The organism is Streptomyces sp. NPDC111656 (genome assembly GCF_055656965.1).
Window position 1 is genome coordinate 80,069 of sequence record NZ_JBVKCA010000015.1, and the last position, 25,669, is coordinate 105,737.

Below are 25,669 nucleotides of genomic sequence, written 5' to 3' on the forward strand. Positions count from 1 at the left end.
CACGTCACGGAGCGTCTGCGCCTCCGCTTCGGGGGCACACGGCGGTGCATCGGGTGCGAAAGCCACCCAGCCGAAGTCCGCCGCGAGGCGCCGACCCGTGGGAGTCCCGATGCCGACCGCCGTGCCGGAGAGAGCCGCAGGAGCGACTGGGGAAGGACCCGAAGCGGTCCGGCCAAGCCGCTCGTCCGTCCTGCCCCGCGGTACCGGCAAGGCCGCCGCGCGCATCGGCGTACTGACCCTCTGCCAGGCCGCCCTGATGGTGGGCTTCGGACTCCTGATCACGGGCCCCGCCCGGAACGTGTGGCCGCTGACGGTCGAGGACAACGTCAACGAGGGATTCGAGCGGATCCGTACGGGCCCGCTCACCACCCTGTCGTACCTCGGCTCGGAGGCGGGCAACACCCTCACGGTGATCGTCATCACTGTGGTGAGTTGCGTCGCCCTGCTGCTCGTACCCCGGCTGCCGATGTGGCGCCAGGCGGTCTTCCTCGCCGTCGCCGTCTCGCTCCAGTCACTGGTGTTCCTGGTCGTCACCGAGTCGTTGGACCGCACCCGCCCGGACGTGCACCGCCTCGACGCCTCTCCGCCCACGTCCAGTTACACCTCCGGCCACACCGGCGCGGCCACCGCGCTGTACGCCGGACTCGCGGTGCTCGTGCTGTCCCGGGTCCGCAGGCCGTGGCGGTGGCCGCTGGCCGGGCTGCTGTTCCTCGTGCCGCTGGCCGTCGGCACAGCCCGCCTCTACCGGGGCATGCACCACCCCACGGACGTGATCGGCGGAATGGCCAACGGCGCCCTGTCCCTGCTGATCGTCGGCCGTGCCCTGTTCACCGACAGGTCCGTGGCCGCCGTCCCCTCATCACGGACCGGGCACACCGACGCGACCGGCGAGGTCGAGGAGCGCGAGCCCGGCAGGACCGCCGTGATCTTCAATCCCACGGTGACCGGCGAAGCGGCCCGCGAGAAGCTGCGGCGGATCCTCGAACAACACGGCCACCGCGCACCGGCGTTCATCGAGACCACCGCCGACGACCCCGGCACCGGCCAGACGGCCCGCGCGGTCCGTGACGGAGCGACCCTGGTCGTGGTCTGCGGTGGCGACGGAACCGTAAGGGCGGTCGCGGACGCCCTGGCCGGCAGCGGGGTACCGCTCGTCGTGGTGCCCTGCGGCACCGGCAACCTGCTGGCCCGCAACCTCGGCCTGCCGCTCACCCCCGCCACCGCGCTCGACGCCGCGCTGTCCGGTACCCCGCACCGCCTCGACCTCGGCCGCATCGAGGGCGACGGCCTCGCCCCCACCCACTTCGCTGCGATGTCCGGAGCCGGGCTCGACGCCGCGATGCTGGAACACACCGACGACCGCGCCAAGTCCGCCGTCGGCTGGCCCGCCTACCTACTCGCCGTCATCGGCTCACTGGGCACGCCCCGGATGCGGCTGACGCTCCGGCTCGACGACGTGCCCGTCCTGCACCGCACGGCCCGCATGGTGCTCGTGGCCAACGTCGGCACCGTACAAGGCGGTCTCACGCTCCTCCCGGCGGCCCGGCCCGACGACGGACTGCTCGATCTGCTGATCCTCGACCCGCGCGGCCCCGCCGGCTGGATGCGTGCCCTGGGCGTCCTGATGCGCGGCCGCGGGCGGAACGCGCGGCCCACGACCATGGACACGCTCGTCCCCGAGGGCACCGGCACGAAGGGCGTACCGGTGGAGTTCCTCACCTTCCGGCGAGCCGAACTCACCTTCGCCGCACCGCAGTCGCGTGAACTCGACGGAGATCCGGTGTCCCACGGCCGACGTCTCACCGCCGAGGTCAGGCCCGGTGCGCTGACCGTCCTGCTGCCCACCCGGGAGAAGTGAATGAGCACCGCCACCAAGGTCCCCGAGACCCGCGACATGACCGGCGACGAACTCTCGGCCGACGAGGCACTGGCGTCGCTGCGCCGCTACGGCCGCTGGCCCCTGCTGCGCGACTCCTTCGTCCGGTTCCGCTACGCCGACGGCTTCAGCCACTCCCGCGCGCTCGCCCTCCAGACGGTACTGGCGGTGATCCCACTGGCCATCGCCTTTGTCGGGCTCTCCACCGCACTGCACACGGAGAACATCGGCAGACTCGCCGAACTGACCATCCACCGGATCGCGCAGGGACCCAGCGCCGACGTCGTCGACGACGCACTGGACCGCAGCCGCCACAGCGCGGGCGACGGTGACCAGATCGCCCTCTGGTTCGGCCTGGTCTTCTCCCTGGTCAACGTCACCACCGCGATGTGCCAGATCGAACGCGGCGCCAACCGGATCTACGGAAACGAACGGGACCGCCCCTTCCACCAGAAGTACCTGCGCGGGCTCGTGATGTCCCTCAGCGCCGGGATCCCGCTCGGCCTCGGGTTCATCGTGATGGTGGCCGGCGGCGACCTGGCCGCCGCGGCGGTGACGGTGTATCACCTCGACGGCGACGCCAGGACCCTCTGCGAGATCCTGCGCCGGCCCTTCGGCCTGCTGCTCGCCCTCCTCTCGGCCAGCGCGATCTTCCGCCGTTCCCCCCGGCGCCGACAGCCCGGCTACACCTGGCTGGCCTTCGGCGCCACCGTGTATCTCGTGCTGTGGACGGCCCTGACCTGGCTGCTGAGCCTGTACCTGGGCATCAGCGGGTCCTTCGACACGGTCTACGGCCCGCTCAGCGCCTTCATGTCGCTGCTGCTGTGGGCCTACCTGACCTCCATCGCCCTCTTTCTGGGGTTGTCCTTCGCCGCACAGTTGGAAGCCGCGCGGGCGCTGCGGCCCGGTCCGATCACAGCCGACCCGGGAGTCTGAAGGGTGGTCCGCGCCACGGCCCGGCGCCTTCGTGACCGTCGCCGCCGGGCGGCCGACCGGAGATTCGGCATCCACCTGCTCGGTTCTGCCGCCGTCGCCGCCGTCGCCGCCGTCGCCTTCGGCCTGCTGCTCGTCCTGGTCGAGGGGCACTGGCAGCCGCTGCGCCGTCTCGACGTGGGCGCGGCACGGCGGTTGAACGAGACCGCCCTCGAACACCCGGCGTGGACGCACACCCTGCGCTTCCTGTCCGACCGGGTGTGGGACCCGTTCACCCTGCGGACGGTCGTCGCGCTGCTGACCGTGTGGCTGCTGTACCGCCGGGCCTGGCGACTCGCCGCCTGGTCCGCCGTGACGGCCGTGGTCGGCGGACTCGTCGGGCTGCTGGTCAAAACGGTGGTCGAGCGGGCCAGACCGTCCCTGGCGGACCCGGTCGCGCACGCACCGGGATACTCCTTCCCGTCAGGGCACGCGATGACCGCGACCACCTCGTTCGCGATCCTGCTGCTGGTCCTGCTGCCCATGGTGCCGCACGCTCTGCGGGCGCTGTGCTGGTGCGCCGCGGTCGTGTCCGTGCTCGGCGTCGGTTTCACCCGGATCGCGCTCGGCGTGCACTGGTTCAGCGATGTCGTGGGCGGCTGGCTCCTGGGCCTCGCCGTCGTCACCCTCACCACCTGGGCCTTCGAGTCCTGGCGCACCGACGCAGGCCGCGGACATGCCGAATTGAGGGAGGGACTGGAGCCCGAACTCACCGGTGGGAGGCCCCGGACACAGGGTGGTGCGCAATCCCTCCATATCCCCATCATCCACCCGTCGAGGGCAATGCGGGGCGGCCTGCGGCCGACGTTCAGGTGAACCCGCAACCCGGACAAATCCTCCTCCTGCCACAGCCGCGTAACAGCGGCCGCGCGGGGCACAACTCCCGTCCCACCCCGCCGGTCGAACCTGCTGCGTCGCACACCTGCGCCGCGGCGGAACCGGTGCCGCCCGGAGCAACTCCTCTGACCCCGACCGAAGTTGGAGCTCCTCTGTGTCCAGGAAGTCCCTGCCGACGCGGCTTGCCGCCACCGCCGCGCTCCTGCTCGCCGCAGGCGCGCTGTCCGCGCCCGCCGCCTCAGCCAAGCCCTCGGACGCCTCCCCCGGCGACGCCTACGTGCTGACCGTGACCACCAACCCGGCCAGCACCGACTACGACAACCGCCACGTCGACGTCACCGGCACCGTCACCAAGGCCGACGGCACCCCGGCGCCCCACATCCCCGTCACCATCCAGGAGGTCGTCCAATTCACCACCTGGAACCCGTGGGGCGACCCGATCGACCCCAACTACTACGAGCCGCGCGACCTGGGCAAGCCGGTCACCGACGCGAGCGGGAAGTTCACCGTCCCCGACGTCGACATCGACCACGTGACCGGCAGCAGCCTGCTCAACGTCCAGCACGGGGTACACATCACCGCTCTCTACGACGAGGACGGCGACCTCAACACCCCGCAGGACGGCTACTTCGCGGACACCACCGTGGCCGCCAACACCAAGTCCAGCTCCGTCAGTTACCAGGTCAACAAGAAGAAGGTGAAGGCGGGCGACATCCTCACCGTCCAGGGCAAGGTCACCCTCCCCAAGGGGGTCGAGCCCGGGGGCACCGAGGTCTTCCTCCAGACCTACTGGGAGAGCGAGTACCACGTGAAGACGACCACCGAGGACGACGGCTTCTTCGTGCTGTCCGTGCGCGTCTCGCGCGACGACGACACGTTCGAGCTGCGCACGGCTCCGACGGACCTCTACGTGGCGGGCGCGGTCCAGCCGCTCCCGATCACCAACACCTCGCTCCCCCGCACGTAGCCCTCCACAGGAGGCGAAGTCCTTGGGTTCAGTCGATTGATCCCGTGAACGCATCCCGAGGGATGCGTTCACGGGAGTGCCCCACTCCGTCGCGGTCATGGGGCTCCGCACGGCGGGCCCGACCAGGGCACGGATCGACGTCGGGCAAGCACGGGGCGAGTTCGTCTACGGGGACCCCGGCACCTGGGGCGCCGAACAAGCCGCGCCGCTCACCCGCCGGGCGGCACGGCCCGATCACGACGGCCCGCTGCCCAGCGATGTCGTCACCAGGAACTTCCGCAAACGAGCCCGCCGCACCCTCTCTCACCGAGCCCGCCGCTCTCCCGGCGCGCTTGCGCGGCGGCCGCTGCCGACGCGCAACACCGGCGCGAGCTGAGCAGGTGGCAGAACAAGGCGCCTTTCAGGACTTCGTGGGCACGCTCAGCAGGTCGGCCAGCTCGGCGTCGTAGAACCGCGCGGGGTCGAACCCCATCCCGGTGAAGTGGCCGGCGAGTTCCAGGGACAGGACGCCGTGCAGGCGGGTCCAGAAGGTCAGGGCCCGGTGGAGCGTGGCGGGCGGGGCGGGGTGGCCACCCGCCCAGTCCCGGTGATCGGCGAGGTGGGCATCAAACGGGGTCGCCGGGCCGTCCGCGGACAGCTCGGCGCACGCGTCGAGCAGCCCCGCCATGATCTCGGAGGCGATCGCGGTGATGTCGTCGGGCGCGTGGTAGCCGGGGACAGGGGTGCCGTAGACGAGAAAGTACCGCTGGGGGTCGGCCAGGGCCCAGCCGCGCAGCGCGTGCGCGAGGCCGGTCGCGTCGGCACCCGCGGCGCGGGCCGCACGGAAGGTGTCGGCGAGGCCGCGGTACGCATCCCTGACCAACTCGGTGATGAGCTCGTCTCGGCTGGCGAAGTACCGGTACAGCGCGGGCCCGCTCATGCCCATGTGCTTGGCGATCGCGTTGAGGGAGAGCGCGGACGCCCCCGCCGTGGCGATCTGCTCCCACGCACGCTCCTTGATCTCCGCACGCACCTGGGCGCGGTAGCGCTCGCGTGGCGTCGTCACCTCTGCTTCGTCCATGACCTGCCCTCCCTCACCGTTTAGTTAGAGGTTATCACGATGGTTATTGACACTCCCTCCGAGCGTGAGTTACAACTCCTAACGAACCCGAGAGCAGGTAACTCGCCGAGGCATTCACGAGTCGGCAGGTCGCCGTACATCCGGCTGTTTCACGCCACTTCCACCGTAAGAACGCAAAGGAGAACGCACGTGTTTGAACGCTTGGCCGACCTTGCGATTCGCCGGTCCCGGCTGGTCCTCGTCATCGCAGTCGCGGCCGTGGCCCTCATGGGCGTGTTGGGAGCCGGCGCATTCGAAAAGCTGCGCGGAGGCGGCTTCGACGACCCCGCCTCCCAGTCCACCCGGGCCGCGAAGGTCATCGACGAGAAGTTCGGCGGAGAGACGAACCTGGTCCTGCTCGTCCAAGCCCCCGACGGCCGCATCGACACCCCCGCAGCCACGCAGAGCGGACAGACCCTGGTGACCGACCTCAGGAAGGAGAAGGAGCTCACCAACGTCGTCTCCTACTGGGACACGCACAGCCCCGACCTCCGCTCCCGGGACGGCCGCGAAGCCATGGTGCTCGCCCATGTGACAGGCGACGAGACACAGCAGCGGGAAAACGCCCGGAAGATCCTCGACGCCTACACCGGAACCCACAAGGGCGCACTCACGGTCCAGGCCGGGGGCGGCGCCGCGGTGGGCGACGACCTGTCGAAACAGGTGGTCGACGATCTGGTCCTGGCCGAGACCATCGCCATACCGCTCACCCTCGTGCTGCTCCTGTTCGTCTTCGGCAGCGTGGTCGCGGCCCTGCTGCCGTTGGCCATCGCCGTCATCGCCGTCATCGGCTCGTTCGCCCAGCTCTCCCTCCTCGGCAGCGTCACCGACGTCGCCGACACCGCGACCAACCTCACCACCGCCCTGGGCCTCGGACTGGGCATCGACTACGCCCTGCTGATGACCAGCCGCTTCCGGGAGCAGCTCGCGGCGGGGGCGAGCGTGGACGACGCCGTACGGCGCACGGTGCACACGGCCGGCCGCACCGTCGCGTTCTCCGCCGCGACCGTGGCGGCGGCGCTCGCGGCGCTCCTGGTGTTCCCGCAGTACTTCCTGCGCTCGTTCGGCTTCGCCGGAGTCGGTGTCGTCGCCATCGCCGCCCTCGGCACCCTGTTCGTGATGCCGGCTCTGCTGACCATCCTGGGTCACCGGGTCAACAGCGGGCGGCTGCCGTGGGCGAAGCCGGGGCACTCCGGTACCCGGGCACCGATGTGGGGACGGCTGGCCCGCACCGTCATGCGGCGGCCCGCGCTCACCGCGCTCCCCGTACTCGCCGTGCTGCTGGCGGCGGCGAGCCCACTGCTGGGCATCACCTTCGGCACACCGGACGAGCGCGTCCTGCCCAAGGACGCCGCCAGCCGCCAGGTCTCCACAGCGCTGCGGGCGAACTTCGACGGCAGCGAGGACTCAGCCGTCAACATCGTCATCGACCAGCCCGTGAACAAGGCCCCGCTGGAGTCGTACGCAGCCGAACTGTCCGGGCTCAAGGGCGTCGTACGCGTCGAGACCAGCACGGGAACCTACGCCGAGGGACAGTCCACGGCGACCGCTCCCGGCAACACCACCCTCGGCCGGCCCGACGCGCAGCGCATCAGTTTGGTGAGTGCCCTGACCCCGAAGTCGGACGCGGCCCAGAACCTGGTCGAAGAGGTGAGGGCACTCGCCCCGCCCGCCGGGACACACCCTCTGGTGGGCGGAACCGACGCCGTACTGGTCGACTCCAAGAACTCCATCGGCGGCCGGCTCCCGATCGCCGTGGCCCTGGTCGCCCTCACCACCTTCGTCCTGCTCTTCCTGTTCACCGGCAGCGTCGTGCAGCCGCTGCGCGCACTGGTCCTCAACGTGATCAGCCTGGCGGCGACCCTCGGCGTCATGACCTGGATCTTCCAGGACGGCCACCTCTCCTCCCTGCTCGGCTTCACGTCGCAGCCGATGGAAATCGATGACGGTGCTGATGTTCTGCATCGCCTTCGGCCTTTCGATGGACTACGAGGTGTTCGTCACCAGCCGGATCAAGGAACTCCACGATCTGGGCAAGGACAACGAGACCGCCGTGGCCGACGGCCTCGGCCACACCGGACGCATCGTCAGCGCGGCGGCCTTCCTCCTCGCGGTGAGCTTCTTCGCCTTCGGCACCGCCAAGATCAGCTTCATGCAGATGTTCGGCCTGGGCAGCGGACTGGCCGTCCTCATCGACGCCCTCGCCGTACGCGGCGTACTCGTCCCCGCCGCCATGCGCCTGCTCGGCCGCTCGGCCTGGTACGCACCGGGCTTCCTTCGCCAGCTCCACGACCGGTTCGGCCTCAGCGAAGGCGGCCCCGAACCCACGGCCACCACGCAACCCGCAACAGCAGCATCGCCGTACGTGAAGGACGCGACGGGAGCCTGACCGCCCAACACCGGGCCGTCACACATGCGTGCCGGTCCTTTCCGGAACTCCCCGTTGCAGGGCGCCTCGGTGAGGACATGTGTGCTGCGTCCGTGCGGCGAACGGTCCTGGCAACGTTCTGCGCTTCGCACCATGGGCCGTACGGGTCACGGTGAGCTGCGCGCGGCTGATCTGGATGGGGGCGCCCCGGCCGGTCCGCGACGGGATCCGGGGCCCGGTGGCCGACTGGTCCAGGCGTGCGGGTCAGCCGCCCTGACCGGCGCTTCCGACCGGGCCGACCTTCACCGGGGATCCGGAGCCGTCCGTGACGGGCAGCGTGGCGGCGCCCGGCCAGTTGAGGGTGACCGACTTCGTCTCGTCCGGCGGGGTCACCACCAGCCCGGTGACGCGGACGCCGGAGCCGCCCGACTTGTTGAACGGGTAGTTGACGGGGAAGTACGTCGACTTTCCGTTCTTGAGGACGGCCGAGGTGGCCTGCTGGCCGGTGCGCTTCGCGGACAGCGACCCCGCGTTGGTCTTCAGGTCGACGCCCGCGTACCCGGAGATCGTGCAGTCCCGGCCGCTGTGGTTCGTCAGCTCGACCACGACGGTGCCGTCGGGGTCGCCGTCGATGGTGTTGTCCTTCGCCGTGATCTCCAACTCGTCGGTGCGGCACTTGCCGACCTTGGCGTTCGCGTTGGAGCCGGTCCCGGCAGCCGTACCCGTCCCGCCGGAATTCGTTGCGCCGGAGTTCGTTGCGGAGCTCGTCCCGGCGGAGCCCTTCGCGCCGCCCTGGTCCGAACTGCCCGAGTCCGAAGCGCCTCCCGAGGACGACGCGGTGGCCCCGGACGACGGGGCGCTCTGTCCCGTGTCGGCGTCGTCGTTCTGGCAGGCCGTGAGCGAGAGACCGGCGGCGACGGCCAGGGCGGCGAAGGTGAGCTTGTGAACGCGCATCGTTTCTACCTCGGTATCGGTTGGCAGTGTCGGCCGCTCGGTACGGGTCGGTACGAGCGAGCGTTTCCGACCAACAGGAGCGGCCCTGCCCGGTCGGCCGTTCCGTCCAGTCACCGCATAAGACATTCCTGTTACAGGCACAGCCAGGCACAACGCGCGCCATCACCGGGCAGACCACGCCCGGACGCGCCGCCGGCCAGCCGGGACAGCGGTTCCCGCCACCGTCGCGCACCTGTTCGCAGCCGCCGCCCGTTGGGACAGACCCGTAACCCGACGGACCACAACCGATCGCCTGCCCTCCTCATCCCGCTCCGGCCGCTTCGGCGAGCACCTCCGCGAAGGGTTCGAAACAGTGGAGCCGGGCCGGATCAGTTGAGACAACGCCCGGCATCCATCCGCCCGGGACGGGCCCGCGCGTGCCGGACGCGGGCGCTGCGACTCCCGGACCCGACCAGCAACATGACCGCACGCCGCTGAAGATCGCCGGTGCTGCCCGCGCGCACGATGACGGCGACACCGAAGGCCGGTCTACTCGACCTTGACCCAGTTGAGCGTGCGCTCCACCGCCTGCTTCCAGCCCGCGTAGCCCTCCGCTCGCTTGTCGTCGGACCACTGGGGCTCCCAGCGTTTCGACTCCTGCCAGTGGGTGCGCAGTTCGTCGGTGTCCTGCCAGAAGCCGGTGGCCAGCCCTGCCGCGTAGGCGGCGCCGAGCGCGGTGGTCTCGGCGACGACCGGGCGGCTGACCGGTACACCGAGGACGTCGGCCTGGATCTGCATGCACAGGTCGTTGGCGGTGACACCGCCGTCGACCTTGAGCACGTCGAGGTGGACTCCGGAGTCCTGCTCCATGGCTTCGACCACGTCGCGGCTCTGGTAGCAGATGGCTTCCAGGGTCGCCCGGGCCAGGTGGCCGTTGTCGTTGTACCGGGCGAGGCCGACGATCGCACCCCGGGCGTCGGAGCGCCAGTACGGGGCGAACAGGCCCGAGAACGCCGGGACGAAGTACATGCCGCCGTTGTCCTCGACGGTGCGGGCCAGGGTCTCGCTCTCGGCCGCGCTACTGATGATCTTCATCTGGTCGCGCAGCCATTGCACCGCGGACCCGGTGACCGCGATGGAGCCCTCCAGGGCGTAGACCGCCGGGCTGTCGCCGAACTGGTACGCCACGGTGGTGAGAAGGCCGTGCTGTGAGCGGACCAGTTCCGTGCCGGTGTTGAGCACCAGGAAGTTGCCGGTGCCGTAGGTGTTCTTGGCCTCGCCGGGCGCGTAGCAGACCTGTCCGACGGTGGCCGCCTGTTGGTCGCCGAGCACCCCGCTGATGCGGACGGCGGCGCGCAGTGGCCGGGATGCGCGCGTCACACCGAACGCCTCCCGATGGGACGAGGGGTTGATGGTGGGCAGCATCTCCCGCGGGATGTGGAAGAAGCCCAGCAGTTCGTCGTCCCAGTCGAGGGTTTCCAGGTCCATCAGCATGGTGCGGCTGGCGTTGGTCACGTCGGTCGCGTGGATGCCGCCGTCGGGACCGCCGGTCAGGTTCCACAGGACCCAGCAGTCCGTGTTACCGAAGAGCGCGTGTCCCCGCTCGGCTGCCTCGCGGACGCCGTCGACGTTCTCCAGGATCCACTGGATCTTGCCGCCGGAGAAGTAGGTCGCCGGCGGCAGGCCCGCCTTGTGGCGGATGACGTCTCCCTGGCCCGAGCGTTCCAGGGCCGCGGCGATGGAGTCGGTGCGGGTGTCCTGCCAGACGATGGCGTTGCAGTAGGGGCGGCCGTTGCGAGGGTCCCAGACGACCGTGGTCTCCCGCTGGTTGGTGATGCCGATCGCGGCCAGGTCGGTCGGGGACAGGTTCCCGTGCCGCAGGGCGTTCTGCATCACGGAGTCGGTGCGCTCCCAGATCTCCACCGGGTCGTGCTCGACCCACCCGGAGCGAGGAAGGATCTGGGCGTGCTCCAGCTGGTGCTTCGCCACCTCGTTGCCCGCATGATCGAAGACCATGAATCGGGTACTGGTGGTCCCTTGGTCCACCGCGCCGACGAAATCCGCCATGGGTGCCACCTTTTCGTAGGTGTCAGTCCTTGGGGGCGGGGATGCGGCCCGGGGGCTCCGGCTCCGCTGTCGGCAGGAACTTGCCGACGAAGAACTTGTACAGGGCCCCGCCGACCAGACCGCCGACCAGGGGACCGAGGATCGGCACCCAGAAGTAGAAGTTCCCGTACTGATCTCGCCATGCTCCGCCGTATCCCGTCAGGAAGCTGGCGAGACGGGGACCGAAGTCACGTGCCGGATTGATCGCGTAGCCCGCGTTGGTACCCCAGGCCATGCCGATGCCCACGACGACCAGGCCGATGATGAAGGGGCCCAGGTTGGCGCCGGGGGGTGTGTTGAGCAGGTCCGTGATGGCCAGGATCAGCAGCAGCAGGATGGCGGTACCCATGACCTGGTCGCGAAACGCGCCCCACTCGTAGACCGGCAGGTTCGTGTTGCCGTTGGCGGGGAGCGTGGAGAACACGATCTGTGTCTTGTAGGTGTGACCGGGGTCGGCCTTCGCCAGCGCCTCGGTGTAGTTCCACCGTACGAGGAGGGCCGCCACGAAGGCGCCGGCCGTCTGCGCCAGTGCGTAGGGCGCCACCTTGCTCCACGGGAAGCCCTTGAACGTGGCCAGGGCGACGGTCACCGCGGGGTTGAGATGAGCACCGCTCAGCCGTGCCGCGACGTAGACACCCAAGGTGACACCGAGGCCCCACGCCCAGGAGATGCTGTCGTGGTTTCCGAGGCCACCCGGTGGAGTCGTGAGCGCTCCGCCGGCGACCACCTGGGCCACCACGCCGCAACCGAAGAGGATGAGAATCATGGTGCCCGCGAATTCGGCCGACAGCTCGCCTATCAACCCCGACCTGCTAACCCGCTCACTCATGGAAGCCCGCTTCCCGCCGGCTCAGGACCGGCCGTCGACTGCCCGAGGCCGCACGGCATCAGCATAGGGCGATCAAGAAATAACCGCACAAACAGTGAAATGTCATGTCCTCAGACCTGGCCCTACGGTGGGACACCCCTTCGGGGCCGGCCGTCCCGGCACGCTCTCGTTCCCGAACATCACGCACGGGCTGTACGACGAGGACGCTCACAGCCATGCAATGAGTCGTCACTCTACGTAATGATGATAACAGGACAAATGGATATCGCCAGCGGAATACTCTTCCGCGGACTGCGACACTCTGTGACGGGTGTTGAAAGAGGCCTCGTAGGCGGAGGAGCAAGGAGCCGCCCCACGCTTCGCCGGTCCGGTGCGCCCGCGCGCGATCTCCTGTGAAACAGTGGCACAACTGGCCTTCCCTGGCCCGGTCCTGCCCTCGCCCTGCATGATTGTGCTGCCCGTGCCAGGCACCTTCAGACACCCCGGTCCGGTGGCGTCTCGGTGTCGTCCATAGGAGGCTTCACGCTTGTCACGCCAGTTGTTGACGGTCGGCCGGGAGCGGCCGGACGGCTATCGGACGATCGGTGAGGCCCTGGCGAGGGCTCGCAGCGGCGCCGTCATCAGCGTGCTTCCCGGGACGTGCGCGGAGAACCTGACCATCACCATCCCGGTCACCGGCTTCGGGCTGCGGGTGTGGAACCGGACCACCAGCCGCACCACAGACCTCGCTCGGCATGGAGTGTTCGTCGCGCGCAGCCCGGCCGAAGCCGTCGCGGGCGCCGGAATCGTCATCAGCATGCTGGCCGACGGGCCCGCCACCGAGCGGGCCGCGACGGGCCCGGACGGGTTCCTGGCCCGGTTCCCCGGGCTGATCTGGGTACAGATGGCCACCGTTGGAGCCAGCTGGTCGGCGAGACTCGCGGTCTTGGCCGCCCGGCAGGGAGTGACGTTCGTGGACGCTCCGGTCTCCGGCAGTCAAGGGCCGGCCCAGGAGGGACAGCTGGTCATCCTGGCCAGCGGGCCCGATCGGGTACAGGACGTCCTTGCGCCCGTGTTCGGCGCGCTGGGCCGGGCCACGCTCTGGCTGGGCCCGGCCGGCGACGGCACCAAGGCGAAACTGGTGTTGAACAGCTGGCTCGTCAACCTCGTGGAAGCGACCGCGGAAACCCTGTCCTTCGCCGGCCACCTGGGCTTGGACCCCACCTCGATCGTGGAACTGCTGCGGTCGACCCCGCTCGGAAGCCCGTACGCGGTGCAAAAGGCCACCACCATGCTGGCCGGCAACTTCACCCCCGCGTTCGCGCTCAAGCACGCCCTCAAGGACGCCGAACTCGCGGTGCAGGCCGCGCACTCCAGTGGCACTCGACTCGCGCTCACGGAAGCGCTGCTGCCCCGCTGGCGGCAGACCGCCCTCCTGCACGCCGACAACGACCTGTCCGCGGTCTACATCACGGCCTGATCGAGCCGGCGCAGCGAAGGGACGCACGGCGATGAGGACGAACGCCTGCCCCACGGGCCCCACCACGCAGTACGCGGCATCGAGGCAGCCCCCTGACAGCGTCACCACGGTGGCGGGTCAGGAGCACCCCGGCACCGCCGCCGCCCCGAGTGCCGAGCACGGACGGCTGGGGCTGGCGCTCATCCTGGTCGCTGCCTTCATGGTGGTGCTGGACTTCAGCATCGTGAACGTCGCGCTGTCGTCGATCCAGCGTGAGCTCGGCGTTTCGGCCGCCACGGTGCAGTGGGTGGTGACGGGCTACGCCATCGCCTTCGGCGGCCTGCTGATCCTCGGCGGCCGGGCGGGGGACCTCTACGGCAGCCGACGCCTGTTCCTCGCCGGGATCGCCGTGTTCACCGCCGCATCACTGGCCGGCGGACTGGCCCGCGACCCGGTACCGCTGATCGCCTCCCGCGTGCTGCAGGGGGCGGGGCCGCGATGGTCGCGCCCGCCGCACCGTCACTCATCACCACGGGCTTCCCCGAAGGCCCGCGCCGGACCAGGGCACTGGGCCTGTACGGCGCCACCGCGTCGGTCGGCTTCGTGGCCGGCCAAGTGCTCGGCGGCGTACTGGTGGAGTTCCTCAGCTGGCGCTCGGTGTTCCTGGTGAACGTCCCGGTGGGGCTTGCCGCTCTGCTGCTCGCCCCTCGTACCCTGCGTGAGTCGAGATCGCCGCGTACGGGGCGGCGTCTGGACACCTCGGGTGCGCTGCTCATCACCCTGGCGGTGGGCGCCCTGGTCTTCGCCGTCTCCCGCGGCGGCGACACCGGCACCGGCTCGGCAGACGTGCTGGTCCCGCTCGCGCTGTCCGTCCTGGCCGCGGCAGCCTTCGCAGCGAACGAACACCACCATGCCGACCCACTCATGCAGCCGGCGCTGTTGCGTCTTCACGGGCTGCGCAACGCCGGCGCCCTCATGCTGCTGCTCGGCCTGTGGAACGGCGGCGAGATGCTCGTGCTGTCCGTGTACCTCCAGCAAGTGACGCTGGTCGGCTGCGGCACGGCCGGCATGGCGTTCGGCAGCATGGTCACCGCCACCGCCGGTGTCGCCGACCGCGACCAGGGCCTGGTCGGCGGAGCGATCGACACGAGCCGGCAGCCGGGCGCCGCGATCGGAGCGGCGCTGCTTCCCGCGGTCGCCGACGCGGTCGACCGCACGCGGCACGCCTCCACGGCGGTCGGTGACCGAGCAGCCATGCTCACCGGGCTGGCGGCGGCCGGCCTTGCCACGCTGGTGGCGACGAACGCCTGGCGTCAATCGCGCCACGACGGCGTCGCGCGGTGCGCGCCACGAGCTTGATCTGCTTCCGGCCGGGGACGGGACCGGGCATAGGCAAGAGGCTCCGGATCAGGTCTTCTTGACCTGGTCGTAGCGGCCGAGGAAGCGGGGAGTGCCGTTCTGCAGACGGTAGAGGAAGAGGCCGTTGACCCAGTGGAACTCGTCGGTCGCCGCGTCGAACGCGATGGTCTTGGCGAGCCCCTTGTAGGTGGCCGCGCGGAGCCTGCGCACCATGGCACCCCGCTCGACCTCGACGTTGCCCAGCTCGCCCAGACCCTGGGCGATGAAGAGCAGTGCGTCGTACGCCTCCAGCGCGAAGCGCTCGACGACGCCTACCCCGAAGCGCTTCTTGTACGCCGCCACGAAGCGCGCCGCGGCGGGCAGCGCGGCCGGGTCGACGTAGGTCGCGCTGATCACCCAGCCCTCGGCCGCCGGGCCCGCCTCCGTGAGGAACGCGGTCTCCAGGACCGGTTCCGGAGCCATGCACGCGCCCTTGAACCGGGCCAGTTCCAACGCGCGGGCCAATCGGGCAGCCCGGTGCGGCGAGACCCCGCCGTACACCACGGCTTCTGCCCCGGCGGCGAGCACGGCGGCGGCGACCGGGCCGAAGTCCTCGCTGTCCGCGGGGACGACATGGGTGGTGGTCGTGCCGTTGGAGGGCGGGAACATGGTCAGGTCCTTGACGATCTGCCAGCTGATGCGGCCTGCCGCCCGGTCGTCGATGAGGGCGGTCCTGCGGCTCTTGGCGGTGTGGGTGAGGTAGTGGATGAAGGGCGTCGACAGTGCGTACTCGTCGGGCCTGAGCTGGAAGAACGCGCGGGTGGAGACCTTGGAGTACACATCGGTGGCGGAGGAGACGCTCACGAGGGGCAGCAGGGCCTTCTCGTAGCGGGCGACGGTGGCCTCGGCCGTGGCGGTGCCGGTCGGGCCGATGACCGCGTACACGTCGTGGTCCGCGACGAACCTTCCGGCCACCTCCTCGGCCCGCTTCGTCTCCCCGGCGTCGTCGAGGACCTTCAGCGCCAAGTCGAAGGTCCGTCCCTCACGGGAGCGGGAGTTGAAGTCCTCCACGGCCAGCCGCGCACCCCGCTCCTGCGCCCGGCCGATCGACTTGTCCGCTCCCGACAGATCCCCGTGCAACCCGACGACGTACCGGGACAGTGGTCCCTGGCCCGTCGCACCGCCGCCCGCCGCGGACCTGGACGCGGCCCAGGCCGCCAGTCCCCCGCCGGCCACGACCACTCCGGCCGCGGAGCCCAGCGTCAGCAGGCGGCGCCGTGAGAGGGCGGGCCGCTCCGGAGGCTGTAGGAGTGTGCTCGGCCCGGGGTCGGGCAGTGCCAGGACGGCGGCCGAGCGTTCCGCGATCAGCCGGGGCAGCGTGGACGGCAGCCAGTCGCCCTCCCGTTCGTCCTCACCGGCCAGGGCGTCTCGCACCTCCCGCGCGGTTGGCCTGGCCCGCGGGTCCTTGGCGAGGCAGCCGGTGAGCAGCGGGACCAGGGCCCACGGTACGGCGTCCAGGTCCGGTTCCTCGTGGACCGTACGGAAGATGACGGCGGCCGGAGTGCCGGTACCGAACGGCCGGCGGCCGGTCGCGGCGTAGGCGAGGACGCAGCCGAGCGAGAAGATGTCGCTAGGCGGGCCGATGTCACCGGCCCGTGCCTGCGCCTGTTCGGGCGAGAGGTAGCCGGGCGAGCCGATCACCACGTCGCTCGCGGTGAGCGCGGTGGCGCCGGTGGAACGCGCGATGCCGAAATCGATCAACCGGGGCCCGTCCAGGGCGAGCAGGACGTTGCCCGGTTTGACGTCCCGGTGCACCAGGCCCGCGGCGTGCACCTCGGTGAGCGCTTCGGCCAGCCGGGCGCCCAGGACACGCACCGTACGGTCGGGCAACGGCCCGTGCAGCGCGACGGCCTCGGCCAGCGACGGGCCCGGTACGAAGGCGGTCGCCAGCCAGGGCTCGCGGGCCGCCGGTTCCGCCGCGGTGACCGGCACCACCCAGCGCCCGGTGAGCCCGCCCGCCGCCTCGGCCTCGCGGCGGAACCGGGTGCGGAAGTCGTGGTCGGCCGCGTACTCGGCGCGGATGACCTTCAGCGCGACCAGTGCGCCGCCCGTCGAACGGGCCAGGTAGACGACGCCCATTCCGCCCGCGCCGAGCCGGCCCAGCAGCCGGTGGCCGCCGACGACGGGCGGGTCGCCCGGTTTGAGCGCGTGCACTCCCGCGTGCCCCTCGGAGTCCACCTCGCCCACCGCTACACCTCGGAGGGTGCTTCGCCGAGGAAGCGGAACCGGCCGCCCTCGACCTGGTGCAGGAAGATGCCCCAGCCGGCGAACGTGCCGTCCTCCGGCTTGAAGGAGAACTCCTTGGTGATGCCCTGGTAGCGGCTCTTGCGCAGCAGGCCCAGCAACTCCTGGCGTTTCGGCGGCCGTCCGCCCTTCGTCGCCTTCACCAGCTCCTGGAGGACTAGGTTGACGGTGTCGTACGCCTCGGCGGCGTAGTAGCCGGGCGCGGCGCCGTAGCGCTTGCGGAAGGCGGTGGTGAAGGCCGCCGCGGCCGGTACGGCGGAGGGGTCGACGAAGGAGGCGGTCAGGAGCCATCCCTCGGCCGCGTCCCCGGCCTGTTCCAGGAACGCCGGGTCGATCACGGCCTGCGGGGTGAGGCGCGGCCCGTCGAAGCCGGCCGTCGCCAGTCGGCGGGCCACCAGGGCCGCGCCCTGTGCGTAGCCGGCGTAGACGAAGGAGTCGATCCCGGCCCGCAGCATGTCGTCGATGACGGGGCCGATGTCGTCCGTGCCGTTCGTGCCCGCCGGGATCACCCGGGGGTAGGCGGGGCGGCCCAGCCGGCGCAGCATGGTGGCGTTGATCGAGGCGGACTCCGTGGAGTACGTCTGCGCGGTGCGGTCCTGGAGCACGCCGGGGCGCAGCACCCCTTTCTGCTTCCTGAGATAGATGCTGATCGGGATGGCGACGGCCGCGTCGCTGGGGCGGCAGTGCACGAAGGACCGGTACTGCTGCGAGGTCAGGAGTAGTCCTCCGGCCGAGACGCACAGCAGCGGCAGCAGTGCCTCGTCGTAGGTGCCGAGAACGGCATTGGCCGTCTCGTCGTTGGTCGGGCCGAGCACGGCGAGCACGTCGGCGTCCTGGATCAGCTTCTTGGCCGCGGTCTGCGCCCGCCCGGCGCTGCCGCCGTCGTCGGCGGTCTTCAGGGTGATCTCGAAGGGCTTGTTCTTACGGGAGTTGAACTGCTCGACCGCCAGGCGCGCGCCCCGCTCCTGTGCCTGTCCCGCCGTCCGCTGTGCCCCGCTCAGGTCCGCCTGCACTCCGATGGCCCAGCTGCCGGCCCGCGGAGTCGATGCCCCAGGGTTGTCCTGGTCGCGCAGGGCGGCCCAGGCCGCGGCTCCGCCCGCCGCCATGAGCACCGCCGCACCGGAGACCAGGAGCAGCCGCCGCCGGCCGGGCGACGCCTGCTCCGCGTCCCCCGGTGCTTCGGCGACGGTCGGCTCGATGTCGGGGAGCGCCAACATCTCCGACGAGCGGTCGGCGATGGCCCGTACGAGGTCCTCGGGCAGCCAGTCGAGCTGACCGCCTTCGGGGACGGCGTCCTCGACCAGCAGCACCGTGCAGATCTGCTCGGCCGTCGGACGGTCCGCCGGGTCCTTCGCCAGGCACAGGTGCAGCAGCGTCAGCAGCTCGGTGCCCGCTGTCTCTTCCTCGGCTTCCTCGTCTTCCTCGGCGTTCTCCCCGGCTTCGATGCCGGCCAGGTCGGGTTCGTCGTGGACCGTTCGGTAGAGCAGGGCGTCCGCCGTGCCGGTGCCGAACGGTGGTCGGCCGCTCGCCGCGTACGCCAGCAGGCAGCCCAGCGAGAAGATGTCGCTGGCCGGGCCCAGTGCCGCGCCGCGGGCCTCGGCCTGCTCGGGTGAGAGGAAGCCGGGGGTGCCGACGACCAGGTCGGTGGAGGTGATCGCGGTCTCGTCGGTCGCGCGGGCGATCCCGAAGTCGATGAGGCGCGGGCCGTCCACGGCGAGCAGCACGTTGGCGGGCTTGACGTCGCGGTGGACCAGACCGGCGGCGTGCACCTCGCGCAGTGCGGCGGCGAGCATCCGGGCCAGCACGCGCACGCTCCGGACGGGCAGCGGACCGTGGCGGGCGACCGCCTCCTCCAGCGAGGGGCCGGGCACGAAGGCGGTGGCCAGCCAGGGCGCCGCCGCGTCCGGGTCGGCACCGGTGACCGGCACCGCCCAGGGGCTGGTCACCCGCCGGGCCGCCTCGACCTCACGGCGGAACCGGGCACGGAAGTCCGGCTCGTCCGCGTGCTCGGCCTGGATGACCTTGACGGCGGCCAGGGTCCCCGCTTCCGTACGGCCGAGGTAGACCACGCCCATGCCGCCCGCGCCGAGGCGGGCCAGCAGCCGGTGTCCGCCGATCGTGGCGGGGTCGGTGGGGAGCAGACGCCCGCTCATCCCGCCCTCTCCAGTTCGCCCTCGGTGAGACTCAGCATCTGTCCCACTCCCTGCTGCAGCGCGGCATCGACCTCTTTCCCGGACCGGCCCTTGGAACCCCGGCCGGAGACGGCCACGGTGACCTGGCCGAGACGGCTCTGCATCCAGTAGTAGTAATAGGGGCCGCCGAGTTCGTCGCTGTAGTACTGGCCGCCCTCGGTGAGCGTGTCTTCGGCGGTGGCGTTGCCCAGCAGACCGAAGGCCGACCCCTGGGAGAGCAGTCCGGTGATCCGCTCGCCCTGGCGGAGCTGCTGGTCGGGACAGCGCAGCGCCTCTTCGAGGGTCTCGGCCATCTCCCAGTCGGCGTCCTTCGCGGTGCGGTGCACGGTGACGACGGCGGCGACGCGGATCGGGCCCTTGCCGTCCTGCGTGGGCAGTTCGCTGGAGCGGGTGAGGGTGGCGAGTACCGTCGCGGGCAGTGGATCGCGCTGCCAGACGCAGTTCGCGTCGAGCACGGGCCAGAAGCCGGGGTCACTCTCGTACGGATCGCGCTTCACGAAGCCTGGGCCCCAGTTGACGGGGGCCGCCGCGACGGCGCGGGCCAGGCGTTCGGCCTCTGCGCGGGTCTTCGGCGCGCGGCCGGGATCGGGGGTGAAGCCCAGGCCGGTGGCGCTGGGGCTCGGGGTCGGGGTCGTGGTCGGGCTGGAGCGTGTGCCGCTGCTCGCGGTCGCGTTCTTGGAACCGGGGGGCTCGGTGGCCTCGCCACCGCCCGCTCCCGAACAGCCCACCAATAACAGCCCGGATAACAGCCCGGTGGTCAAGGTGCCGCAGTGCAGCCGCACCCGTCTCCGATACTCCATCGCCGCCCCCATCCGCACACCCGTTCCCCGCGGGGAGCGTATCGACTATGCCGTGACGGGACTACGACTATGTCCGTCCGCTTGAAATTCGGAGTACTTTTCGGTCAGCCGGCGGCGCCGACCGGTTCGGACCCCGAGTACTCCAAGTACTCCAAGTGCTCCAAGTGCTCCAAGTGCTCCAAGTGCTCCAAGTGCTCCAAGTACGAAGATTTTGCGATCGCGCGAGGATCGCATGAACCGCTCCCCACCTGCACGAAGTCCCCTTTGTCCGTATGCACGGACGGCCGGTAACTCCGCGTTCACCGAGCTCGCCTTCCTCACCGTTCTACGCGCGTGCTGTCATGCACGTGCCCACCAACTCCCGGGTGTGCGTCAACTCGACCAGGAGCCAGGCATGTTGTGGAAGGTCCTCGGCCGTGCGGGTGTCACGCTGGCCGCCGGCGCCGCCGTGCTCGCCACCGCCGTCCCCGCGAACGCAGCCAGCTACTCCGCGTTCGCCTTCTCGCAGAGCAGCAGCCAGCCGACCATCTACGACTTCATCAACTCGGCCACCACCTCACTCGACATGACCATGTACGAGCTGGAGGACACCACCGCCGTCAACGACCTCATAGCCCTGGAGAACAAGGGCGTCACGGTACGGGTGGTCCTGGACGGCGCGCACAAGTCCGCCAACCAGTCGGCGTACAACGCCCTGACGAGCTCGGGCGCGGGAGTGGTCTGGTCGTCGTCCACCTTCGTCTACACCCACCAGGAGACCGTCACGGTGACGGCGCCAAGTCACTGATCCTCACCGGCAACCTCACCTCCCAGTACTACCCGACCGGCCGTGACTACGGCGTGTTCGACGACGACAGCCGCGACGTCGCCTCGATCGAGAAGGTCTGCAACGCGGACTACACGGGTACCGCGATCACCCCGACCGACGGCGACCATCTGCTCTGGTCCCCCACCGACTCCCGCAGCCGCCTGCTGTCCCTGATCAACGGCGCCACCACGACGCTCGACGTCGAGGAACTGGAACTCAGCGACAGCGCCGTGGTCAACGCCATCGTGGCGAGGGCGCAGGCGGGCGTAGCCGTAGGGCTGGTCCTGGAGAGCCCCTCCAGCTACTCCAGCGAGGTGTCCGCGATCAAGGCGGCCGGTGGCACCGTCATCGGATACTCCGACCCCAACGGCTTCTACATCCACGCCAAGGCGATGGTCGCCGACTACGGCCTGTCCACCCAGAAGGTGGAAGCGGGTTCCATGAACATCAGCAGCAACTCGCTGAGCAACAACCGGGAACTGGGCATCATCCTCACGGGCACCGGCGTGGCCCAACCCGTTGCCACCACCATCGAGGCCATCTTCAGCAGCGACTACTCGGGCGGCACCACCGCCTAGAACCCACCGGGAGAGCGCTGGTCACAGCACACGTCGCGTACTGCGACCAGCAGGGCCGCGTATTCTCGACCGATGGACAGGATCGATGTACGGCTGGAGGCAGACGCCACCCCGTCAGCCCCCGCTCTCATACTGCGCCCCTGGAGCCCGGCAGACGCTGCCGATCTGGTTGAGCTGTATCAGGATGACGTCCTGCGCCGATGGACGAACTCGGCCGTGCACGACGAGGCGAGCGCGGCACGGTGGATTCAGGTCCAGCAACGAGGATGGGGGACGGGAGACCGCTTCGGATTTGCCATCATGGAAGCCCAAGCCGTGGGCCTTGAGGGACAGTTGGCGGGTCACGTGATCCTCAAGAACGTCACCCCGGGCGCTTCGTCCGCCGAGGTCGGCTACTGGACCGCGGCGCATGCGCGCGGCCGGGGAGTGGCACCCCGAGCGCTGCGGGCGCTGACGCACTGGGCCTTCACCGCCTTCCCCGATGACGCACCGAAGCACCTTGAACTCTTGCATCAAGTGGACAACACAGCGTCATGCCGCGTCGCGCAGAAGAGCGGGTACGAACTGATCACGACCCTGCCCGCGGCGCCGCCCGCCCACCCCCTCGCCGGTCACCTGCACGTACGGGAGCGCGACCGCTGACCCAGCCGGGCCCCACCACCTGCTGCTGACGCTCCCCCATGGGGAGAACAGCCGGTCAAAGACGTGTCGCCACCCGGATCAGGTCGGCGACCGCGCGAAGTCGGCTCTGCGGCGGCCAGGCGATCACCGTGGTCACGGGCGGAGCATCCAGGACCGGCACGGCGGCGAGATCCCGGCGCAGGTCGGTGCCGGCGGACTCGGGCATGATCACGGTGGTACGGCCGAGTGCGATCAGCTGGAAGAGCTGTGTCAGGTTCCGTACCTCCGCCCCTGATCCCTCCGGGTAGCTGCCATCAGGACCGGGCCAGCGTGCCATCGGGAGTTCCGGCAGTGCGGTGACCTCGGCCATCCGGATCCGAGAGCGGCCGGACAGTGCGTGCGAGCTGGGCAGGATCGCCACTTGGCCCTCGGTGTAGAGGGTTTCGGTGTCGAGTCCCACCGTCGAATCGAAGGGCAGGTGCAGCAGAGCCACGTCGGCCTGCCCGTCCTGCAGCAGTTTCTGATGCTGATGCGCCTCACAGAGCAGCAGATCGACGGTGGCCGCACCAGGCTCCGTGCGGTAGGCGTCGAGCAGTTTGGCCAACAACTCCCCGGCGGTGCCGGACTTGACGGCGAGGACGAGGCGGGGACGCCTTTGCGCAGCCTGCTGGGTACGCCGCTCAGCCGCGGCCACCGCGCCGAGGATCGCACGCCCCTCGGACAGCAGCACGGCCCCGGCCTCGGTGAGCGTGACCTTGCGGCTGGTGCGCTCCAGCAGCGTGACCCCGAGCTGTCGTTCGAGCCGGGAGATCGTGCGGGACAGGGGCGGTTGGGCTATCTCCAGACGCCGGGCGGCCTTCCCGAAGTGCAGTTCCTCGGCGATGGCGACGAAGTACCGCAACTCGCGTATCTCCATCCGTTCACAGTAACTCCGGCGCACGGTCGATCGATGTCGCTCGGGTATCGGTGCATGACCGAGATGGTGTTGGTGCCAGGTCGAAGCGCAGCCATGCTCGCTGTCATGAGTGAGAAGACCATCGCGCTGGTCACCGGCGCGAACAAGGGAATCGGGTACGAGATCGCGGCCGGGCTGGGCGCATTGGGCTGGAGCGTCGGCGTCGGCGCCCGGGACGAGCAGCGCAGGAAGGACGCCGTGGCGAAACTGCGCGCGGCGGGTGCCGACGCGTTCGGCGTTCCCCTGGACGTGACCGACGACGAGAGCGTGACCGCCGCGGCGCAGCTGATCGAGGAGCGCGCGGGACGCCTTGACGTGCTGGTCAACAACGCCGGGGTTGCGGGAAGTTGGCCGGACGAGCCCACAACCATCGACCTCGAGACCGTGCGGCGGCTGGTGGAGACCAACGTCATCGGCGTCATCCGGGTCACCAACGCGATGCTGCCGTTGCTGCGCCACTCGGCGCACCCGCGGATCGTCAACCAGTCCAGCCATGTCGGCTCGCTGGCCCTGCAGACCACGCCCGGTGTCGACCTCGGAGGGATCAGCGGGGCGTACGCGCCGACGAAGACCTACCTCAACGCCGTCACCATCCAGTACGCCAAGGAGTTGAGCGACACCAACATCTTGATCAACAACGCCTGCCCCGGCTACGTGGCCACCGACCTCAACGGGTTCAGCGGCACCCAGACCGCCGAGCAGGGCGCGGTGATCGCCATCCGGTTGGCGACTCTGCCCGACGACGGCCCTACCGGCCGGCTGTTCGACGACATGGGAGTCGTACCGTGGTGATCTTCTGATGGGTTGTCCACGGGTAGTGGGTGTCGCAGGAGTGGTCGAGGGAGGGTCGCGGCCACGTGGGTCGTCGCGGCGAGGCTGATGCCGAGGTGGGAGTGGGAGCGCATCGAGAGTCCGATGCCGAACGCCTCGCAGACGGCCGCCAGTTCACGGGTGCGGCGCAGCCCGCCCCAGTAGTGGTGGTCGGCGAGGAGGACCTGGATCGCGTTCTGTTCCACGGCCGGGCGCAGGTGTTCCCAGGCGATCACGCACATGTTGGTGGCCAACGGCATGGGTGAGGTCTCGGCGACCTCGGCCATACCGGCGATGGTGGGCGTGGGGTCCTCCAGGTACTCGACTGTAGAAGAGGTACGCGGCGAAGGGCACGGAGTCGCGGACCCTGCCACCCAGCAGATCGCTGACGGGGCGTCCGGTGAGCCTGCCCTGCGCGTCGAGGCAGGCCACCTCCACGGCGGAGGCGATCCAGCCACGCTCGTGGGAGCCGGGCACGGCGGCCAGCAGCCGTTCGAGCCGGTCGTCGCCGCCGGGGGTCTCGCCCAGGCCCACGGAGAGGAGCGGCGGATCACTGAAGGCGATCGGTGTGACGATGAACGTGAGCTCGCTTCATCAATCTGAATCACGCAACGGGCCCCGGTGCTCACGTACCCGGTGAGTGCCGGGGCCCGTCGAAGAGTCGTCGCGATCCGATGACTTCAGATGTCAGACGACAGATGGCAGATGACAGACGTCACGAGCTGGTGCGCGTCGAGCGTCGACGCCGGGTGACGACGGTGATCGCTCCACCGGCCACGAGCAGGGCCGCGGCGCCGGCGGCGATCGGCAGAGTGTTGCCACCGCCCGTCTCCGCGAGGTCGCCGGGCGGCGTCGACTGGCCGCCGTTCGGCGAGGGAGCCGGCGGCGTGGTCGAGCCGGAGGCCGACGGGGAGGCCGGCGTCGTCTCCGGGGTCGACGGCTCGTCGGGCGTCGTCGGGGTCGGGCTGCCGGGGGTCTCCGCGGGCGGCGTGGCGGTCGGCGGAGTCGAGGCCGGAGGCGTGGTCTCGGGCGTGCTCGGCGGCTGCGCCGTGCAGTCCTTCTTGCCGCCGTTCCACGCCATGATCAGCTTGTCCTTGATGACCGCGCGGTCCGGCCCCTTGGGCAGGTCACCGTGCTCGAAGCCGTCGTTGGCGTCGAACTTGCCGTCGAACTTCACGGCGCCGCGGTAGAGGTCGATCTGCGCGTAGCAGCCGGCGTCGGGCACCGCGATGTCGAGGGAGTCGGTCTGGCCCGGCTTGACCTTGACGCTGTCGAAGTCGTGGAAGACCTGCTCACCGGAGGTCTTGAAGGTGGCCCCGTGAGTGCGGTAGGCCGCGAGGGAAGCGGTGCAGGACCCGGCGTCGCCCGCCGCGCGCACCTTGATGTGCACCTTGCCGTCGTCGGTGGGCTTCAGGTTCTGGTCGTCGACGCGGACCCAGTCGTAGAAGTTCGTCCCGTCCAGGGAGAACTCGCAGCGATCCGCCGCGGTCACCGTGCCGGCGCCCTGGCCGGGCTTGTAGGCGCTGTTGCCGCTGTCCCAGCCGTCTCCGCCGGGGGTACCCGTGGCCCAGGCGCTGGTGGTGGCCGCGGAGAGGACGAGGGCCGCCGCGCCCGTCCCCAGCAGGCAGCGAAGGGTGACACGTCTCGCTATGGACATGCAGATCCCATCTTGATGATCCAAGACCCGGTCGTCGGCGGCAGGGCAGCACAAAGCAGCCGGGGCCGCACCGGGGATGAGTGGTCGAAGAAACACTGGGCCCACTGGTCACATGGGCCACAGCTCGAGCACATAGTCGATCACTGTGCAGGGGCTGTCAACCTCCTTGAAAACACAATGA

19 protein-coding genes and 3 pseudogenes are annotated in these 25,669 nt (G+C 70.2%); 12 read left to right on the forward strand and 10 right to left on the reverse strand.

Annotated features, from left to right (window positions below; all coding sequences use genetic code 11):
• Positions 1-109: 109 nt before the first annotated feature.
• The 5 genes from ACZ7M3_RS35560 to ACZ7M3_RS35580 all read left to right on the forward strand — a co-directional run bounded on the left by ACZ7M3_RS35560 (position 110) and on the right by ACZ7M3_RS35580 (position 5,028).
• On the forward strand, positions 110-1,858 hold the full coding sequence (locus tag ACZ7M3_RS35560; RefSeq protein WP_472068849.1) for a bifunctional phosphatase PAP2/diacylglycerol kinase family protein: 1,749 nt from the start codon (positions 110-112) through the stop codon (positions 1,856-1,858).
• The gene (locus ACZ7M3_RS35565) at positions 1,859-2,812 is read left to right on the forward strand and encodes a YihY/virulence factor BrkB family protein (RefSeq protein WP_472068851.1); all 954 of its coding nucleotides are present in this window, start codon (positions 1,859-1,861) and stop codon (positions 2,810-2,812) included.
• A 3-nt stretch (positions 2,813-2,815) separates the two neighbouring features.
• Complete coding sequence (locus ACZ7M3_RS35570; RefSeq protein ID WP_472068853.1) at positions 2,816-3,664, forward strand: phosphatase PAP2 family protein; 849 nt, start codon at positions 2,816-2,818, stop codon at positions 3,662-3,664.
• Between the two features lie 175 nt (positions 3,665-3,839).
• Positions 3,840-4,652, forward strand: coding sequence for an acyl carrier protein (locus tag ACZ7M3_RS35575; RefSeq protein ID WP_472068855.1), 813 nt, complete (start codon positions 3,840-3,842; stop codon positions 4,650-4,652).
• 76 nt (positions 4,653-4,728) lie between these two features.
• Positions 4,729-5,028, forward strand: a complete 300-nt coding sequence (locus ACZ7M3_RS35580; protein WP_472068857.1) for a hypothetical protein — start codon at positions 4,729-4,731, stop codon at positions 5,026-5,028.
• A gap of 24 nt (positions 5,029-5,052) precedes the next feature.
• Here ACZ7M3_RS35580 and ACZ7M3_RS35585 read toward each other — a convergent pair whose 3' ends face one another.
• Positions 5,053-5,712, reverse strand: a complete 660-nt coding sequence (locus tag ACZ7M3_RS35585) for a TetR/AcrR family transcriptional regulator (protein ID WP_472068859.1) — start codon at positions 5,710-5,712, stop codon at positions 5,053-5,055.
• 189 nt (positions 5,713-5,901) lie between these two features.
• Between ACZ7M3_RS35585 and ACZ7M3_RS35590 the strand changes: the two are divergent.
• Positions 5,902-8,140: pseudogene (locus ACZ7M3_RS35590) on the forward strand (MMPL family transporter).
• 243 nt (positions 8,141-8,383) lie between these two features.
• Here the strand turns inward: ACZ7M3_RS35590 and ACZ7M3_RS35595 are convergent.
• From ACZ7M3_RS35595 to ACZ7M3_RS35605, 3 genes are all read right to left on the reverse strand, one after another.
• The gene (locus ACZ7M3_RS35595; protein WP_472068861.1) at positions 8,384-9,073 is read right to left on the reverse strand and encodes a DUF4232 domain-containing protein; all 690 of its coding nucleotides are present in this window, start codon (positions 9,071-9,073) and stop codon (positions 8,384-8,386) included.
• 528 nt (positions 9,074-9,601) lie between these two features.
• Positions 9,602-11,119 carry a glycerol kinase GlpK gene (glpK, locus tag ACZ7M3_RS35600; RefSeq protein WP_472068863.1) on the reverse strand — a complete coding sequence of 506 codons (1,518 nt, stop codon included), beginning with the start codon at positions 11,117-11,119 and terminating at the stop codon, positions 9,602-9,604.
• 22 nt (positions 11,120-11,141) lie between these two features.
• Positions 11,142-11,987 carry an MIP/aquaporin family protein gene (locus ACZ7M3_RS35605; protein WP_351296550.1) on the reverse strand — a complete coding sequence of 282 codons (846 nt, stop codon included), beginning with the start codon at positions 11,985-11,987 and terminating at the stop codon, positions 11,142-11,144.
• 526 nt (positions 11,988-12,513) lie between these two features.
• On the opposite strand from ACZ7M3_RS35605, the gene ACZ7M3_RS35610 reads away from it, so the two are divergent.
• The gene (locus tag ACZ7M3_RS35610) at positions 12,514-13,446 is read left to right on the forward strand and encodes an NAD(P)-dependent oxidoreductase (protein ID WP_472068865.1); all 933 of its coding nucleotides are present in this window, start codon (positions 12,514-12,516) and stop codon (positions 13,444-13,446) included.
• A 199-nt stretch (positions 13,447-13,645) separates the two neighbouring features.
• Positions 13,646-14,784, forward strand: a pseudogene (locus tag ACZ7M3_RS35615) (MFS transporter).
• A 48-nt stretch (positions 14,785-14,832) separates the two neighbouring features.
• Here ACZ7M3_RS35615 and ACZ7M3_RS35620 read toward each other — a convergent pair.
• From ACZ7M3_RS35620 to ACZ7M3_RS35630, 3 genes are read right to left on the reverse strand one after another with little or no spacing between them, the layout of a single operon-like run.
• Positions 14,833-16,977, reverse strand: a complete 2,145-nt coding sequence (locus tag ACZ7M3_RS35620; protein ID WP_472069133.1) for a bifunctional serine/threonine-protein kinase/ABC transporter substrate-binding protein — start codon at positions 16,975-16,977, stop codon at positions 14,833-14,835.
• A gap of 35 nt (positions 16,978-17,012) precedes the next feature.
• A complete protein-coding gene (locus ACZ7M3_RS35625) occupies positions 17,013-19,220 on the reverse strand; it encodes a protein kinase domain-containing protein (protein WP_472068867.1) in 2,208 nt (735 codons plus the stop codon).
• Positions 19,217-20,059, reverse strand: coding sequence for a hypothetical protein (locus ACZ7M3_RS35630; RefSeq protein WP_472068869.1), 843 nt, complete (start codon positions 20,057-20,059; stop codon positions 19,217-19,219). Before ACZ7M3_RS35630 ends, ACZ7M3_RS35625 begins: the two co-directional genes overlap by 4 nt.
• A gap of 394 nt (positions 20,060-20,453) precedes the next feature.
• On the opposite strand from ACZ7M3_RS35630, the gene ACZ7M3_RS35635 reads away from it, so the two are divergent.
• From ACZ7M3_RS35635 to ACZ7M3_RS35645, 3 genes are all read left to right on the forward strand, one after another.
• Complete coding sequence (locus tag ACZ7M3_RS35635; protein WP_472068871.1) at positions 20,454-20,846, forward strand: phospholipase D-like domain-containing protein; 393 nt, start codon at positions 20,454-20,456, stop codon at positions 20,844-20,846.
• 53 nt (positions 20,847-20,899) lie between these two features.
• Positions 20,900-21,445 (forward strand): phospholipase D-like domain-containing protein, encoded by a 546-nt coding sequence (locus tag ACZ7M3_RS35640; protein ID WP_472068873.1) that lies wholly within the window; start codon positions 20,900-20,902, stop codon positions 21,443-21,445.
• 72 nt (positions 21,446-21,517) lie between these two features.
• A complete protein-coding gene (locus tag ACZ7M3_RS35645; protein ID WP_472068875.1) occupies positions 21,518-22,087 on the forward strand; it encodes a GNAT family N-acetyltransferase in 570 nt (189 codons plus the stop codon).
• Positions 22,088-22,142: 55 nt separating this feature from the next.
• On the opposite strand, the gene ACZ7M3_RS35650 is transcribed toward ACZ7M3_RS35645, so the two are convergent.
• The gene (locus tag ACZ7M3_RS35650; protein WP_472068877.1) at positions 22,143-22,982 is read right to left on the reverse strand and encodes a LysR family transcriptional regulator; all 840 of its coding nucleotides are present in this window, start codon (positions 22,980-22,982) and stop codon (positions 22,143-22,145) included.
• A gap of 93 nt (positions 22,983-23,075) precedes the next feature.
• Between ACZ7M3_RS35650 and ACZ7M3_RS35655 the strand changes: the two genes are divergently transcribed.
• Positions 23,076-23,813 carry an SDR family oxidoreductase gene (locus ACZ7M3_RS35655; RefSeq protein WP_472068879.1) on the forward strand — a complete coding sequence of 246 codons (738 nt, stop codon included), beginning with the start codon at positions 23,076-23,078 and terminating at the stop codon, positions 23,811-23,813.
• Positions 23,814-23,823: 10 nt separating this feature from the next.
• Here ACZ7M3_RS35655 and ACZ7M3_RS35660 read toward each other — a convergent pair.
• Together ACZ7M3_RS35660 and ACZ7M3_RS35665 are read right to left on the reverse strand one after the other, a co-directional pair.
• Positions 23,824-24,407 (reverse strand): annotated as a pseudogene (locus tag ACZ7M3_RS35660) (enolase C-terminal domain-like protein); the annotation flags it as partial.
• Positions 24,408-24,546: 139 nt separating this feature from the next.
• Positions 24,547-25,488 (reverse strand): LAETG motif-containing sortase-dependent surface protein, encoded by a 942-nt coding sequence (locus tag ACZ7M3_RS35665; protein WP_472068881.1) that lies wholly within the window; start codon positions 25,486-25,488, stop codon positions 24,547-24,549.
• Between the last annotated feature and the right edge of the window lie 181 nt (positions 25,489-25,669).